Source organism: Massilia horti, from assembly GCF_004614195.1.
GTDB classification, from domain to species: Bacteria; Pseudomonadota; Gammaproteobacteria; order Burkholderiales; family Burkholderiaceae_D; genus Telluria; species Telluria horti.
The window spans coordinates 1-15,399 of the sequence record NZ_SPUM01000128.1 but is presented as its reverse complement, the minus strand read 5'-3'; the positions used below and the strand labels follow the sequence as shown (position 1 = coordinate 15,399).

Genomic DNA, 15,399 nt, shown 5'->3' with positions numbered 1-15,399 from the left:
CGGCAGTGCCGGAAACGACACAACAAGCGGTGCCTGCCCTACTTCGTTACCGCTTGACCGGCCCGATGGTTTTTCCCCACCAATCATTGATCATCTGCTTTTCGTAGCGCAGCTGTTCGCCCTCGAAATAGCGGTTGGTGCGGTCCAGGTACGCCATGTCGCTGAGCTGCTCCTCACCGCTCTTGATAACGCGTCCATCCTGCTCGAGCCAATAGCGCAGGTGCATGCGCGGCCAGTCCGCGTGTCCGCGCAGGACACGAATCTCGCGCCCCGCGCTGCGGGCCGGGTACTCGCGCCCGGCCAGGTCGATATCCAGCACTTCGATCCTGATGTCCTGCCCAGGTGGCAATGCCTTGCCCAGTTTGTCGAAATGCTCGGAAATCCCCTTCATTACATCTTCCCGTTCCCAGGTCGTGAACGGCAGGTCGGCGAAATTTTCCGGCTGGTTGTAAGTCACGGTCACGCCGGCGCTGGCGCCGCCCGCCGCCAGCAAGAACAGACCAGCCAGGGTCAACTGGCAAACCAAGGTTTTCATGTTTCATCCTTCCATTGTCAATCGGGATATTGAACACCAATATACGCCCGTTCGAAGCCCCGAGTTCTGCACATTTGTAGGACTTTGTATCCAAGTGTTAGTACCGGAACAAGCCTTTGATATTTTCGATGCCATGCACCGCGTCGCCGGGCTGCGCATCCTTCATGGCAAGAAAAATTTACAAGCAAACAAAACAATTATCCTTCGTTATATGTTATTTTTTTGTTCTGTGGTATTTCAATGTTTCCTGTTGTTAATGGCCCATAGTCATACTACAATCAATTGACATTTTCAGCCTGATCGAGCTGACAAGACTGGAACCGTTCACCATCAAACACCAGAAACCACTCGGAAAAGCCCATGTCCTTTCTGTCTTCCGCCGCGCCCAAGCTCGCTCCTTGGAAAATCCTGCTGGTTGACGATGAACCGGATGTCCACGACATCACCAAGCTGACACTGTCGCGTTTCCGGCTGGACGGGCGGGGCCTGGCTTTCCAGCACGCCTACAGCGGCGCGGAAGCGAAGGAGGTGTTGGCGCGCGAGAAAGACATCGCGCTGGTGTTCCTCGACGTGGTGATGGAAAAGGAAGACAGCGGCCTGGAAGTGGCGCGCTGGATGCGCCAGGACCTGGACAACCAGTTCACCCGCATCGTGCTGCGCACCGGGCAGCCGGGCCAGGCGCCGGAAGAGCGCGTGATCGTTGACTACGACATCAACGATTACAAGGAAAAGACCGAACTGGACCGGACCAAGCTGTTCACCACCACCTTTGCCGCGCTGCGCGCCTACCGCGACATCATGAAGGTCGAGCAGGCGCGCCGGGTGCAGCTTAGCTACCGCGAAGGGCTGGAGCGGGTGATCGCCGCCTCCTCGCACCTGTTCCAGCAGCGCAACCTGAAAGACTTTGCCAGCGGCTTGCTGCAGCAGGTGGTCGCGCTGCTGCGCCTGGAGCAAAGCATGCTGCTGCGCATCAAGGGCGCCAGCGTGATCACCGGCGAAAGCCAGTACGAGGTGCTGGCCCAGATCGGCGACTTCAACTACCAGGAATTTGGACCGGAACTGATCGCGCAGCTCGACGACGCGCGCAGCAACCGGATCTCCAAGCTGTGCGGCGACACCTTCGTCGGCTACTTCCCCAACAGCAGCGGCAAGTCCACGCTGCTGGTCCTCAAAGGGGTCGAAGAAATCTCGGAGATCGACGCGCAACTGCTGGAAGTATTCAGCAAGGGCGTCGCGATCGCCTTCGACAACATCCTCTTGAACCAGGAAATCACCGATACCCAGGCCGAGCTGATCCTGCGCCTGGGCGACGTGGTCGAATCGCGCTCGCACGAAGCAGGCAACCACGTGCGCCGCATGGCGCAAATCTGCCACCTGCTGGCCCACGAATCCGGCCTGTCCGAGGACGAAACGGCGGTGCTGATGCACGCCGCGCCGATGCACGACGTGGGCAAGATCGCCACTCCGGACGCGGTGCTGCTCAAGCCGGGCAAGCTCACGCCCGAAGAATGGGAAATCATGAAGCAGCACCCGACCGTGGGCCTGCAGATCCTGGACGGCTCGCAGCGCCCGATCCTGCGCGCGGCGGCCGTGATCGCGCACCAGCACCACGAGAAATGGGACGGCAGCGGTTATCCGCAAGGCCTGAAGGGGGAGAATATCCACCCGTACGCGCGAATCGTCGCGGTGGCCGACGTGTTCGACGCGCTGTGCCATGCGCGCTGCTACAAGGAAGCCTGGCCGATCGACAAGGTCGTCGAGCACCTGCGCGAAGTGGCCGGCCACCACCTCGATCCCCACTACGTCAAGCTCCTGATCCAGAACATCGACAAGGCAGTGGAAATCAACGAGCGCTGGCCGGGCTGAACCGCAACACCACTGGCGGAACTGGCCACGCGGGCGCGCTCGTTCGCCGACAAAGGCATCGCGCGCCTGCAGGCGCTGGGCATGGCCGACTGACTTCCTGCGCTACAGGCGCTTGGGCCGCGCTACAATCATCGATATTCCCTCCCCACCGCGCCCAATATGAGCATGCACGCCCTGCCGCTCCGTTTTCCCGCACGGCTCGACCTGCGCGCCGCGCTCGGAGAGGTGTTGGCCGGGCACCAGGCAAACGCCGGCTTTGTGGTGCAAGGGATCGGCAGCCTGACTGCTGCACGCATCCGGCTGGCCGGCATGGACGAGATGACGGAGCTGCACGGCGACCTCGAAATCCTGTCGCTGGCCGGCTCGCTCTCGCCTGACGGCGTGCACCTGCACATCGCCGTGGCCGACGCCCAGGGCCGCGTCACCGGCGGCCACATGGGACCAAACTGCATCGTGCGCACGACGGCCGAAGTGCTGGTGGCGCTGCTGCCGGACCACCGGTTCAGCCGCGAGCCGGACGCGCTGACGGGTTATAACGAGCTATCGATCCGGCGGCTCGATGCTCGATAAGACCCCTGCCCCGGCAAATATTCCATAGCGTGAATCACTAACTACTAACTAATAAAGCTAACGCGTCGTCCCCGCGCAGGCGGGACCCATGCTGAGCGTCATTTCACGCTGTCTATGGCGGGAACAGCGCCAGTGGCGCTGTTCCCGCGAGTCGTGCCGACCAATGGGAGGGACGACGATTTTTGGGGCTGACTATTGTTGTGGGGTTTTAGGCCGCCACCGCCTGCTCCCGCCGGCTGCGCGGAAACCTCAGGTAATACCGCAGTCCCTGCCCCGGCGCGCTCTCCACGCGCACGCTGCCGCCCAGCGCCCCTGTCACGAGGTTGTACAGGATGTGCGCCCCCAGCCCGCTGCCGCCGGCGCCACGCTTGGTGGTGAAGAACGGATCGAACAGCTTGCCGAGCACCTCCTCGTCCATGCCCACGCCGTCGTCGGTATAGGCAAGGGTGACCGAGGAGCCATCGAGCGCCGCGCGAATGTCGATGCGCCCGGTCTGGCCTTCCTCGAACCCGTGCACCAGCGAGTTCATGACCATGTTGGTCACAATCTGCGACACCGCGCCCGGATAGCTTTCGAGCGTGATGTCCTTCGCGCAGTCGACCTCCACCGTCACCGGCCGGCCCTTGAGCTTGGGCTGCAGCGACAGCAGCACCTCGTTCAGGTAGGTGCCCAGGTTAAAGCTGCGCAGTTCCCCCGACGACTGGTCCACCGCCACCTGCTTGAAGCTGCGCACCAGCGCCGCCGCGCGCTGGGTGTTGGTGGTCATGATGCGCAGCGACTGGTCGAGCACGTCGAAAAAGCCGGAGAGGCTATCCTCGGTCAGCTCGCCCGCCGCCAGTTCCTCGCGCGTGAGCTTCAGTTCCTGCACCATGTGGCTGGTCGCCGTCACGCAGATGCCCAGCGGGGTGTTGATCTCATGCGCCACGCCCGCCACCAGCCGCCCCAGCGACGCCAGCTTTTCCTGCCGCACCAGCTCCGACTGCGCATCCTGCAACGCCGTGAGCGCGTTGTTCAGCGCCGCGTTCTGCTGCTCCAGCCGCTCCTTGGTCTGGCGGATCGCGCGGTCGCCCTGCAGGCGCGCGATCGCCACCGCCACATGGCTGGCCATGAAGGCGAGCAGGTCAAGATCGGCCTTGGTGTAGACGATCGCCGGATCGTAGCTCTGGACCACGATCACGCCGTACGGCTCGTCGTTGACCAGCATCGGCGCGCCCATCCAGCTGGCGATATCAAGGCTGCCCAGCGGTTCCCTGACCTGGCCGCTGGCCACCAGCCGCGCAAAGCTGCCCGCATCGTGCAGCTGCGCCTGTTTCGAGGCCAGCAGGTAGGAACACATCGCCATCCCGAACGGGAAGCGCTCGACCGGCGGCTCTTCGTGCTGCTGGTCGACGAAATAAGGAATGCTGATCTCGTGCGTCTCCGGGTGGTACAGCCCGATCAGGAAGTTCTCGGCCACCATCAGCTCGCCGATAATGCCGTGCAGCGCGCGCGGCAGCTCCTCGGCCGGGAGCGCCGACGACGCCAGGCTGGCGATCTGGTACAGCGCATGCTGCACCTTCTCGGCGCGGCGCCGCTCGGCCACCTCGTGCGCCAGGCGCGCGGTGCGCTCCTGCACCGCACGCTCGAGCCGGTCCATGCTCTGCAGGCCCTGCAGCGCGGCCGACACGTGGTTGGCGATCAGCGCGAACAGCGCCTGGTCTTCATCACTATAGGTATGCTGTTCCGAATAGCTCTGGATCACGATCGCGCCCAGCGCCTGGTGGTTCTGGTCGAGCAGCGGGCAGCCCATCCAGTGCTCGGCCGTGGTGCCGCCGCCCCACTTCATGCCTTCCGCGGCGCGCGCGATGAAATCCGCGCGGGTAGCCACCAGGGTCTCGCGCGTGAGCATGACGTAGGCGGTGGGCGACTGGTCGGGCGAGGCCAGCCGGACCTTTTCGTACGGGCTCGGCCCTTCGTCCTTCTCGTCGACGAAGTACACGAAGCGCACACTGCCGTCGTCCTCGGACAGGGTCACATAGAAGTTGGCCGCATACATGATGCGGTACAGCGCGCGGTGCACGGCGCGGATGAAGGCGACGATGTCGCTGCAAGTGGTCGACAGCTGCCCGATCTCGAGCAGCATTGATTGCACCGCTTCAAGGCGGGCAAGACGGCTTTCCATTATTCCCCCTAAGCATAAGTGATGCGCAGAGGAAATACTATCAGGTCAGCAGGCTTGTGGGCGATTAAGTTATCAGCGCGGCGCGCGAAAATCGTTTTCGATCCAGCCATAGGCCGAGGCGGGGCTCAGCTTGAAGGTCGGCTCGACCCGCACCTGGGCGACCTGCTCGCCCATCTCGTCGAACGCGGTGAGCAGCGCATACGGCTCGTACTCGTCCGGCACGATGTCCAGCGTCACCTTCAGCTCGCCCTGCCCGGTCGCCACCACGGTGCTCTTGTGCAGCATCGCGTGCAGCTGCTGCTCGTGGCGGCGGATCACTTCGGATGCGGTCTTGACCAGCGTGTTGAACGCCGCCTGGTCGAGCGGCTTGGGGTTCTTCTTGTCGCGGCCCATGGTCCACGGACCGACCAGCGCCGGCTCCGGCTCGCCATCCTTGATCATCGCGACGGCCCAGCCGTCGTCATCCTCATTCTTGATCACTTTCGCGGTCCAGCCGTTGCCCTGCCACAGGCGCGGCTCCTGGACCGGGGTGTCATCTTCTATCGCTGCGTCGCGTTCGGGTGCTTCGTCGTACATCATCCTGCTTCAATTGAGCCGGGTCGCGCCCTTGCGGCCACCCGAAAAGCCCAAATGATAATGGAAAACGCACCGGCCATGCTTACATGCGCCAATCCGGACGCCTGGGAGGAGTGACCGGCGGCCCGGGAGGCGCGTGACGCGGATCGATCGCCGGCACGGGGATGGGGCGGCTGAACGGATTGATGATGATCGGCGGTATCGTGGGCGGCGCCGACGGCGGGCCTTTGGGACCGCTGTGAGCCAGCACGCGCCGCGCCATGCGCAGACGGACCCTTTGTGCATGAATGAGGTCTTGCATAGGTTGCCTCCTTCAACAGCAGGTTCTCAGTATAGACAACGGATCGCGCAATTCAAGGCCAAGTCCGGCAGCAGCCGGCGCTGCCGTTCGTCGCGCGCCGCGACTGGTCGACCCGGGGAAAATGCCGCCTGTCGCAATCCCCTCGCTCGCTGTGTGGCGCGGGGGTACAGTGACACCATACAGAACACGTTCACCCCAACTACAACAAGCAACCAGCGAGGAAACGCCATGAAAAAAATCGCTCCCTTCATCATCCTGTTCGTACTGGCCATCGTGGCCTGGAACGTGTTCGTGCACAGCCACGGCATGGTATTCAATATCGACGGCGACGAAATCGACGGCCCGTTCGGCGCGCTGATCGGACTGCTGTTCGCCGGCGGCGGAACGCTGATCGCGGGACTGGTGATGCTGGTCGTCGGCGTGGTGCTGGCGGTGGTGTTTGCCGGGGTCGGCATCATCCTGCTGGGAGCGCTGGGAGTGGCCGCACTGGCGGTCGCGGCCGCGATCTCCCCGCTGCTGCTGCCCCTGCTGCTGCCGCTGGCCATCATCTGGTTCTTCGTGAACCGCTCGCGCCGGAACCGCGCGCTGCGCGAACACGCGGTTTAACGGCTAACCACGCTATAACCGTAGTTCGCAATAACGAAACAGCAGCCGCAAGTTCGTAGGGTGCGCACCTGGGCGCACACGGTACGGCTGAGCAGAGTTTGCGTCCGCGTGCGAACGGTGCGTACGGTGGTGGCGCCGCGAGCCTGCAAACGTTGACCGCGTGCGCAGCAAAGCTGCACACCCTACGCCCTCCGGCAAGCAGTACGATCAGGCCGCCTGCCGGCTCGCGGCATACTCCCGATAACCGCGCGCCCTCAGCTCACAAGCCGGACACGTGCCGCAACCGTAACCCCACTCATGGCGTTCGCCGCGCTCGCCCAGATAGCAGGTGTGAGTCGCAAACCGGACCAAATCCACGAGCTTCTCCCCGCCAGCCTCGTGCGCCAGTTCCCAGGTCTGCTTCTTATCGATCCACATCAGCGGCGTCTCCACCTTCAGCCTCGTCGCCATGCCCAGGTTAAGCGCCACCTGCAGCGCCTTCATCGTGTCGTCGCGGCAGTCCGGATAGCCCGAAAAGTCGGTCTCGCACATGCCTCCCACCAGCACGTTCAGGCCGCGCCGGTAGGCCACCATCGCGGCCACCTGCATGAACAGCAGGTTACGCCCCGGCACAAAGGTATTCGGCAAGCCGTTGGCCTGCATCTGGATTTCGACGTTGGAGGTGAGCGCCGTGTCGGAAACGCTGGAGATCAGCGACAGGTCGATCATGTGATCCTCGCCCAAGCGCGCATCCCAGTCGGGCGACAGCGCGCGCATCTCGGCCAGCACGATTGGCCGCACTTCAAGCTCGATGGCGTGCCGCTGGCCGTAATCAAAGCCGATCGTCTCGACGCGCGCATAACGTTGCAGGGCCCAGGCCAGGCAGGTGGTGGAATCTTGGCCGCCGCTGAAAAGAACGAGCGCGCTGTCAGGCTGCAACATGATGATTTAGCTCCAGAGGAAGTTTAGTGTTCGCCATCATTTTTACCGATCAGTTAAGATGACCTCGGCTATTCCTCGAATGGAGAGACATGTTTCACGCAAGACCAGACCAACGATCCGCGACGGCGCAACGGAAGTCACGAATTTTGTCACAAATCGTGCTGGCCGTGTACGCCCTGCTAAGCGGACCGGTCGCCTCTGCGCAAGAAACGCCGCCAAAGGCCGCCGCCCCGGCCCCGCTCAAATACCGCGTCGAGATCCATGCGCCACGCCCGCTGGACAAGCTGCTCGAACAAAACCTCGACTTGATGCGCTGGCGCGGCGATCCACGGATCGACCTGGAACAGCTGCGGCACCTGGTCAAGGTCGCGCCCGAGCAGGTCAAGACCCTGGTCGCGACCGAAGGCTACTACTCGCCCACGGTCGATGCCGTGCTGGTAACCGGCGGCCCGGTGCCGGTGGCGCGCGTGACGGTCCAGCCCGGGCTGCCGGTGGAGGTCGGCGACGTCGACATCGAGTTGCGTGGCTTCGTCCTGACCAACAAGTCGGAAGCGCCGGTCGACACTGCCAAACTGAAGAGCAGCTGGATGCTGCCGGTGGGCAGCCGCTTTCGCCAGAGTGACTGGGAGGCGGCCAAGCGCGGCTTGCTGCGCGAGATCATCCAGTCGCGCTTTCCGCTCGCGGAGCTGGCCGAGACGCAGGCCGTGGTCGACCCCGAAAAACGGCGCGCAAACCTGAAGGTGGTGGTCGACAGCGGCCCCGAAGTGCATTTTGACGGGTTGAACATCGTCGGCCTGGAACGCTACCCGCAGTCGGTGATCACCAACCTGAACAAGATCAGGCCGGGCGACCAGTACAGCGAGGCGGCGCTGCAGGCATTCCAGGCCAGGCTGCAGGACACCGGCTATTTTTCGAGCGTCGAGGTAAGCGCCGACATGACAGCCGCCCTGAACGAGCAGCTCGGCGAGCTGGCAGGCCAGGAACAGCCCCCGGCCGCGGGGCCGCCGGCTCCGCGCGTGGTGCCGGTACTGGTTCGGGTGACCGAGAACAAGCGCAGGAACGTCTCGCTCGGCCTGGGCTATTCGACCAACACCGGCGCACGCGGCCAGGTCAACTACGACAACCTGAACGTGTTCGGCAAGCGCATGAAGAGCCACGTGATCTACGAACAGCGCAGGCAGTCGGCGCGCGCCGATTTCTTCTGGCCGACCACGCCGGGGGGCCACAACAACAGCATCGGCGGCGGTTACGAGCGCTCCAACCTGAACGGCCAGCTGTCGCGCACCGTCGGCCTTGCCGCCAGCCGCACCTGGGGCTCGCCGCTGCTCGAACGCACCCTCACGCTCGAGGTGCTGACCGAGCAACTGACCATCGCCGACGTGGGCACCAGCTACAGCAAGAGCATGCCGCTCACCTACAGTGTCACCCGGCGCGCGCTCGACAGCCTGGTGCTGCCCACGCGCGGCTTCATCGTCAACGGCCAGCTGGGCATCGCACCCCTGCCGATCCTGACCGACGAAAAGTTCGTGCGCGCCTATGGCCGCTTCCTCACCTATTATCCCGTTGGTACCAGCGGCACGCTGGTGCTGCGCGGCGAGCTTGGCGCGGTCGGCTCCAAAGAAAAGGCGGGAATCCCGAGCAAATTCCTGTTCCGCGCCGGCGGCGACCAGTCGGTGCGCGGCTACGCCTACCAGGACCTGGGCGTGATGGAAGGCGAGGCGATCGTCGGCGCGCGCTACCTGATGACCGGCAGCGTCGAGTACGACTGGTGGGTCAGGCCGCCGTGGGGCATCGCGGCGTTCTACGACTTCGGTAACGCGGCCGACACCTTGCACGACTTGCGGCCAAAGGTCGGCTACGGCCTGGGCGCGCGCTGGCGCAGCCCGGTCGGGCCGATCGGGATCGACGTCGCATACGGCAAATCGGCGCACCAGGTGCGCCTGCACTTCTCAATCGGATTCACGTTCTGATGGCTAACGAACCTACCACCGACAAGCCAGAGGCCCCCCGCAAGCGGCGGCGCTGGCCGCGCCGCGTGGCCATCGCGCTTGCCGCCATCGTCCTCCTCCTGGGCAGCGGCATCTGGTACCTCGGGCGCGAATCGACGCTGCAGATGATCGCCCAAAAGATCGCCAATGCCAGCGGCGGCAGGCTCAAGCTTTCCGGGATTACCGGCTCCCTGTACGGCGCGATGCACATCAAGCACATAGTGTTCCGTACCGAAGACCAGCTGATCACCGCGGAAAACGTCGACATCCTCTGGTCGCCATTGCAGTACCTGTCCAGCGGGATCGAGGTCAACAAGCTCGATGCAAGCAGCCTGCGCGTGGAGACCCTGCGCAAGGGGCAGCCTTCGCCGATGCCGGCCACGCTGGCCGCGCCGTTCCGCCTGAACCTGGAGGATGTGCGGGTGGCCAAGGTGATGTTCGTGAACCAGGGCGCGACCACGGTTCTGGACAACATCCGCGTAAGCCTGGCCGGCGACCGGCAGCGGTGGCTGCTGCGCCATGCGGTGGCCGCGACGCCCTGGGGCCAGGTGGCGGCCTCCGGCAGCATTGGCGCCACCCGCCCCTTCAAACTGAACGCCGACGCGAGCCTGACCCAGACGCAGGCGGCCGCCGGCGCGCGCGCGGCGCAGCTCAAGCTGCATGCCGGCGGCGACCTGACGAACACGATCGTACAGGCCAGCGGCCAGGCCGGACGCGCGGTGGGCGAGGCTCGTCTCACGCTGGACCCATACGCCGAAATCCCGTTGCGCGACCTGCAAATCAATGGCCGCAACATCGATCCCGGCTTCTTCATGCCCGCGCTGCCGACAGCCGACCTGTCGCTTGCGGTCACCGCGCACCTTGACCCGAAGCGCAACGTGTCCGGCGACGTGGACCTGATCAATAGCGGCCCGGCCGGTACCATCGACCAGCAGCGCCTGCCGCTGCGCGCGATGCGCGGCCGGCTGGGCGGCAACCTGTCGACCATGCGCGTCTCCGACGTGCTGCTCGACTTCGGCGCCGCCGGCAAGTTCACCGGCAGCGGCAGCGTGCAGCGCGGCCCCGACGCAAAAGGCCTGGGCACGGCGCAGTTTGCGCTGCACACCGATGCCTTCGACCTCAAGCAGGTCTACAGCAGCATGAAGCCGACCAAAATCACGGGCGACCTGCGGGTGAGCAGCTTTGATGAAACCCAAGGGTTCGAGGTACAACTGGCGGACCGGGGCCTGCGCCTTGCCGCCAACGCCACCCTGAAGAACAACGTGCTGGACGTGCAGCAGGCGAGACTCTCAGCCGGATCGGCGGTCGTGCAGCTGGCCGGCAGCGCCACGCTCACGCAAGACAAGCCGTTCAAGTTCGAGGCCAGAGCCAGCCGCTTCAACCCGGCCGCGTTCGGCGCCTACCCGCAGGCCGACATCAACGCGCAAGTGAACGTTGCCGGCGCCCTCGCCCCGGCCTGGCGCGTGAACGCCGGCTTCGCGCTGCAGCCCAGCCGCCTGTTCGGCCAACCGCTCTCCGGCAGGGGCAAGCTCGACGCCGACGCAAGCCACATCAGCGGTGTGGATGCGACCCTGGCGCTCGGCCAGAACACCGCCCAGCTGCGCGGCAGCTTCGGCGCGCCGGGCGAGCGTTTGCTGTGGCGCCTGGACGGCCGCCAGCTGTCGGCGGCGCGCAGCAACCTGTACGGCTCGGTGGTGGCGAACGGCATATTGAGCGGCACGATGGCCGAGCCGCGCACCACCTTCGAACTCGACGCGCGCGGCCTGGGCTGGGTGCAAGCGCAGCGCAAATCGGACGACAGCCTGCTGCGCGCCAGCGGCCAGGCCCGGCTGGCGGGCGCCGCCGGCAGGCGCGTGGTCGAGGCCAATGCCAGCGGCAGGGCCGAACGCTTCAACCCGGCCGCCTTCGGTGCGCCGCTGGCCGGCAGCATCAACGGCAGCTTTACCGCCATTGGCCGCACCGGCGCCAACGCGGGCGGCTCGCTCGACCTGGCGCTGCAGCAGTCGACGCTGTCCGGCTCGCCGCTATGGGGCCGTGCCAAGCTGAACGCGGACAGGAAGCGTATCTCGGGCGTGGACGTGGACCTGCACCTCGGTCCCAACGTGCTGGCCGCGCTCGGAAGCTTCGGCAGCCCTGGCGATAAGCTCGAATGGCGCATCGATGCCGGCCAGCTGGCCGCGCTGGGTCCGAACTACGGCGGCGCACTGCGCGGCAGCGGCACCCTGTTCGGCACCATCGACACGCCATCGCTCACCGCCGCCCTCGAAGGGCAGAACGTCAAATTTGGCACGCAAACGATCCGTGCGCTGCGCGCGAGCGCCAACCTTGGCTCGGGACACGGCGCCAACGACGCGCTCGCAAGCGACGTGCAGATCACCGACTACGCCAGCGGCGACACGCGGGTGGCACAGGCACGGCTGCAGACCTCCGGCACCCGCGGCGCCCACGTCCTGCGCGCGTCGGGGCGTGGCGCGGACTTCGACGCCCTCGCCGAGGTGCAGGGCGGCTGGACCGGCAACGTGTGGAACGGCCAAGTCATCGCCCTGCAAAACCGCGGTCGTTTCACGTTCACGCTGGCCGCGCCGGTCCCGCTGCGCATCGCGACCGCGCCCGGCGCCGGTCTGCGCGCTCTGGCCAAGCCCGAGCAGATCGCCCTGAACGGCGCGCAGATCAAGCTGCCCGACGGCTCCGTCAACATCGAGTCACTGGTCAAGCTCGGAGGGATCTGGAACAGCAAGGGCAGCGCGACCGGCGTGCCGATCACTTACCTGGCACAGTTTGGGTCCGGCGCGCGCGGCAGCCTGTCCGGCAACCTGACGCTTGGCGCGCAGTGGGCGCTCGACCTGCGCACCGCAAAGGCGACCGGCGGCGCGCCGGCGCTGGACGGCACGCTGCACGTGTTCCGCGAACAGGGCGACATCGTGGTCGGCGCCGAAGTGCCGGTGGCGCTGGGCCTGCGCCAGCTTGACGCGCGTGCCGACATGAACGGCGGCGCACTGCGCATGCAGGTACTGGTCGACGGCACGCGCTCCGGTAACGCGCGTCTTGATGCCACCGTCCAGATGCTGGACGGCCGGATCGCCAACGACAGCCCGCTGCGGCTGACGGCCAGCGCCGACATGGAATCGATCGCCTGGCTGGCGCCGCTAGGGGGCCAGCCAGGCCTGGAACTGGACGGAGCGCTCAAGCTGGCCCTCTCCGGCGCCGGCACGGTCGGCGCGCCCACTTTGAGCGGCAATGTCAACGGCGACAACCTGGCGGTGCGCTGGCCCGACCAGGGCCTGCGGCTGAAGAACGGCCAGCTGCGCGCGGTGCTGGCCGGCGACCAGCTCCAGCTGCAGCGCCTGTCGTTCGAAGGCGTGCAGGGCCGCGTCGTGGCCGACGGCACGGTGCGCTTTGCAGGCGGCGAAACCAACGTACAACTCAAGCTGGTGGCCGACAAGCTGGAGGCGCTGTCGCGCCCCGACCGCATGGTCGTGATCAGCGGCCAGAGCACGCTGGTGCGCGACCCGCGCCGCTTTGCGCTGGAGGGCAACTTCCGCGTCAACCGCGCGGTGGTCGAACTGGCGCCCCAGGGCCGGCCGACGCTGTCGAACGACGTGATCGTGCTCGGGCGCGAACAGAAAGCCCCGCCGCCCAAACAGGAAACCGGCGTGCCGCTGTCGATCGACCTCACGGCCGACCTGGGCGACGAGTTCCGCCTGCGCGGCATGGGGATCGACGCCAACCTGGCCGGCAGCCTGCGCGTGCGCCGCAACGACGAGCTGCCGCCGCGCGTGAACGGCACCATCCGCGCCGTCCATGGCACCTACGCCGCCTACGGCCAGAACCTGACCATCGAGCGCGCGGTACTCACCTTCTCCGGCGCCTACGACAATCCGTCGCTCGACATTCTCGCGGTGCGCAAGCGCCCCGAGGGCGAGCCACTGTCGGAAACCAATGTCGAAGCCGGGGTGCAGGTACGCGGCACGGCGCAATCGCCGCAAGCCAGGCTGGTGTCGACGCCGACGGTGAACGACAGCGAAAAACTGTCATGGCTGGTGCTGGGGCACGGCATGCAGGGCACGTCCACCAACGAGGCCGATGTGCTCAGTACTGCGGCTGCGGCGCTGCTGGGAGGGACGGGTGGCGGCTTCCAGTCGAAGCTGGCCAATTCGCTCGGCCTGGACGAACTGGGCGTGCGCCAGGCTACCGGCACCGGGCCGGGGCTGGAAAACACGGTGGTCACGGTCGGCAAGCGCATCTCATCGCGCATGTTCCTGAGCTTCGAGCAGGGCGCCGCGACCGCTACCAGCCTGGTGCGCCTGCGCTACAGGCTCAACCCCCGCGTTACCTTGCAGATCCAGACCGGAACCAACAACGCGCTGGACGTGTTGTACTCGTGGGCGTTCGACTAGGCGAATAAGCCAGGTCCGGTTTGCGGATTCGGGTCCGGCACCGGCTCCTCGTCGCTCTGCGGCACGTGGACCGGCGGATGGTGCGGATGCGGCAGGTCGAACGGTTCCGGGGCGGGTTCTTCGACCGGGACCGGATCCGGGGCACGATGGGCATCGATTGGTGCTGGCTTCATGGCATGGGTCTCCTGCAGTGAACTTGCCAAAACCTTACCATGAGCAGCGGCTGACTGACGCCCGACTGCATTACAATGGCGGATTCGACCAGAAGGAACCTGCCTATGCCGCCGACTCCGTCCCCCGTTGTTGTTGCCATCCTGGCCCCGCTCGTCATGTGGCGCTTCTACAGCCGCTTCAAACGGCTGACCACGCGCCAGCGCTCGCGCACCTGGCGCCACCGCACCACGCTGGTGTTCTTTCCGCTGCTGCTGCTCATGGTGGGCCTGGCCAGCATGGCTGCGCCCTGGGCGCTCGTCGCACTCGCCTGCGGCCTGGGCCTGGGCGGCACGCTGGGGCGCCTGGCCATCAGCAAGACCAAATTCGAGAAAGTCGGCGACGACGAGTTCTACTTCACTCCGCACGGGCCGATCGGCATGGCGGTGGCGGCGTTGTTCTTCGGCCGCCTGGGCTACCGTGCCTGGGAGTTCTACGCGCACGGCGCGGCATCGCACCATGAGTTCGTGCGCAGCCCGCTCACGATGCTCATCTTCGGCATCATGGCCGGCTATTACATGCTCTACGCCGTCGGCCTGCTCAGCTGGCGCAAGCGCGCCGCAAACCAATTGACACACGCTTCATGAGTCTCATTACCCTTGCCCTGATCCTCCTCGCGCCCGTGCTCGTATGGCGCATCTACACGCGCCTGAAGGCGCAAATGGTGCGCCAGCGCTCGATCCTGTCGCGCCACTACACCGGCATCCTGGTGTTTGGCGCCATGCTCCTGGTGCCGATGTCCGAAGTGCTGACCACCCGGCCGTTTTCGCTGGCTGCGCTGGCGGCCGGCGCACTGGCCGGCATTGGCCTGGGCAGCTACGCTCTGCGCGTGACGCGCTTCGAGGAAACCGAAGAGGGACCTTTTTTCACGCCCTACCAGCGGCTTGGACTGGCGGCGGCACTGGTGCTGGTTGCGCGCGTCCTGTACATCGGCGCGGACATCTACATCAAGAAGGGCACCGGCGAAGCGTCGCCCGGGTTTACCGACAGCCCGCTGACCATGTTCTGCGTGGGGCTGACGGCTGCCTATTTCTGCACCTATTCGACCGGGTTGATGCGCTGGCGGCGCAGGCTGGACAAGGCGATCCGGGAGATGAAATAAGCGTGGGGTAAGCCAGCGCAGGCGGGATGCGAGCGTTGACCGCGTGCGCACAGGTGCGCACCCTACGTTCCTCGTGACGCGGCGCGGGGAAATCGTAGGGTGCGCACCTGTGCGCACGCGGTACCCATGCATACCGTTTGCGCATCGATATTAACCACGACCACAA

General features: G+C 65.7%; 14 protein-coding genes. 8 read left to right on the top strand and 6 right to left on the bottom strand.

Features of this window, described 5'->3' with window-relative positions; genetic code table 11:
- Window positions 1–46: 46 nt before the first annotated feature.
- Window positions 47–535 (bottom strand): DUF3016 domain-containing protein, encoded by a 489-nt coding sequence (locus tag E4O92_RS19335; RefSeq protein WP_135191293.1) that lies wholly within the window; start codon window positions 533–535, stop codon window positions 47–49.
- Here E4O92_RS19335 and E4O92_RS19330 point away from each other — a divergent pair.
- The 3 genes from E4O92_RS19330 to E4O92_RS19320 all read left to right on the top strand — a co-directional run bounded on the left by E4O92_RS19330 (window position 534) and on the right by E4O92_RS19320 (window position 2,971).
- A complete protein-coding gene (locus tag E4O92_RS19330; protein WP_135191292.1) occupies window positions 534–821 on the top strand; it encodes a hypothetical protein in 288 nt (95 codons plus the stop codon). The genes E4O92_RS19335 and E4O92_RS19330 overlap by 2 nt on opposite strands.
- 74 nt (window positions 822–895) lie before the next feature.
- Window positions 896–2,401: an HD domain-containing phosphohydrolase gene (locus E4O92_RS19325; RefSeq protein WP_135191291.1), complete on the top strand. Its 1,506-nt coding sequence runs from the start codon at window positions 896–898 to the stop codon at window positions 2,399–2,401.
- 165 nt (window positions 2,402–2,566) lie between these two features.
- Window positions 2,567–2,971, top strand: coding sequence for a PPC domain-containing DNA-binding protein (locus tag E4O92_RS19320; RefSeq protein ID WP_135191294.1), 405 nt, complete (start codon window positions 2,567–2,569; stop codon window positions 2,969–2,971).
- 208 nt (window positions 2,972–3,179) lie between these two features.
- Here the strand turns inward: E4O92_RS19320 and E4O92_RS19315 are convergent, their stop codons facing one another.
- The 3 genes from E4O92_RS19315 to E4O92_RS19305 all read right to left on the bottom strand — a co-directional run bounded on the left by E4O92_RS19315 (window position 3,180) and on the right by E4O92_RS19305 (window position 6,009).
- Entirely contained in the window at window positions 3,180–5,132 is a 1,953-nt protein-coding gene (locus tag E4O92_RS19315; RefSeq protein ID WP_135191290.1) for a GAF domain-containing sensor histidine kinase, read from the bottom strand.
- Between the two features lie 72 nt (window positions 5,133–5,204).
- On the bottom strand, window positions 5,205–5,708 hold the full coding sequence (locus E4O92_RS19310; protein WP_135191289.1) for a hypothetical protein: 504 nt from the start codon (window positions 5,706–5,708) through the stop codon (window positions 5,205–5,207).
- Window positions 5,709–5,790: 82 nt separating this feature from the next.
- Window positions 5,791–6,009, bottom strand: coding sequence for a hypothetical protein (locus tag E4O92_RS19305; RefSeq protein WP_135191288.1), 219 nt, complete (start codon window positions 6,007–6,009; stop codon window positions 5,791–5,793).
- 228 nt (window positions 6,010–6,237) lie between these two features.
- Between E4O92_RS19305 and E4O92_RS19300 the strand changes: the two genes are divergently transcribed.
- Window positions 6,238–6,615 carry a hypothetical protein gene (locus tag E4O92_RS19300; protein ID WP_135191287.1) on the top strand — a complete coding sequence of 126 codons (378 nt, stop codon included), beginning with the start codon at window positions 6,238–6,240 and terminating at the stop codon, window positions 6,613–6,615.
- A gap of 207 nt (window positions 6,616–6,822) precedes the next feature.
- Here E4O92_RS19300 and queC read toward each other — a convergent pair whose 3' ends face one another.
- A complete protein-coding gene (gene queC / locus E4O92_RS19295; protein WP_135191286.1) occupies window positions 6,823–7,536 on the bottom strand; it encodes a 7-cyano-7-deazaguanine synthase QueC in 714 nt (237 codons plus the stop codon).
- A 146-nt stretch (window positions 7,537–7,682) separates the two neighbouring features.
- Here queC and E4O92_RS19290 point away from each other — a divergent pair, with 146 nt between their 5' ends.
- Both E4O92_RS19290 and E4O92_RS19285 read left to right on the top strand, forming a co-directional pair.
- The gene (locus tag E4O92_RS19290) at window positions 7,683–9,506 is read left to right on the top strand and encodes an autotransporter assembly complex protein TamA (protein ID WP_229483563.1); all 1,824 of its coding nucleotides are present in this window, start codon (window positions 7,683–7,685) and stop codon (window positions 9,504–9,506) included.
- Window positions 9,506–13,921, top strand: a complete 4,416-nt coding sequence (locus tag E4O92_RS19285; RefSeq protein WP_135191284.1) for a translocation/assembly module TamB domain-containing protein — start codon at window positions 9,506–9,508, stop codon at window positions 13,919–13,921. The genes E4O92_RS19290 and E4O92_RS19285 overlap by 1 nt, the downstream gene beginning before the upstream one ends.
- On the opposite strand, the gene E4O92_RS24930 is transcribed toward E4O92_RS19285, so the two are convergent.
- Window positions 13,918–14,094 (bottom strand): hypothetical protein, encoded by a 177-nt coding sequence (locus E4O92_RS24930; protein WP_167759833.1) that lies wholly within the window; start codon window positions 14,092–14,094, stop codon window positions 13,918–13,920. The genes E4O92_RS19285 and E4O92_RS24930 overlap by 4 nt on opposite strands.
- A gap of 105 nt (window positions 14,095–14,199) precedes the next feature.
- On the opposite strand from E4O92_RS24930, the gene E4O92_RS19280 reads away from it, so the two are divergent.
- Window positions 14,200–14,718, top strand: a complete 519-nt coding sequence (locus E4O92_RS19280; RefSeq protein WP_135191283.1) for a CcdC protein domain-containing protein — start codon at window positions 14,200–14,202, stop codon at window positions 14,716–14,718.
- Window positions 14,715–15,233, top strand: coding sequence for a CcdC protein domain-containing protein (locus E4O92_RS19275; RefSeq protein WP_135191282.1), 519 nt, complete (start codon window positions 14,715–14,717; stop codon window positions 15,231–15,233). Before E4O92_RS19280 ends, E4O92_RS19275 begins: the two co-directional genes overlap by 4 nt.
- Window positions 15,234–15,399: the final 166 nt, after the last annotated feature.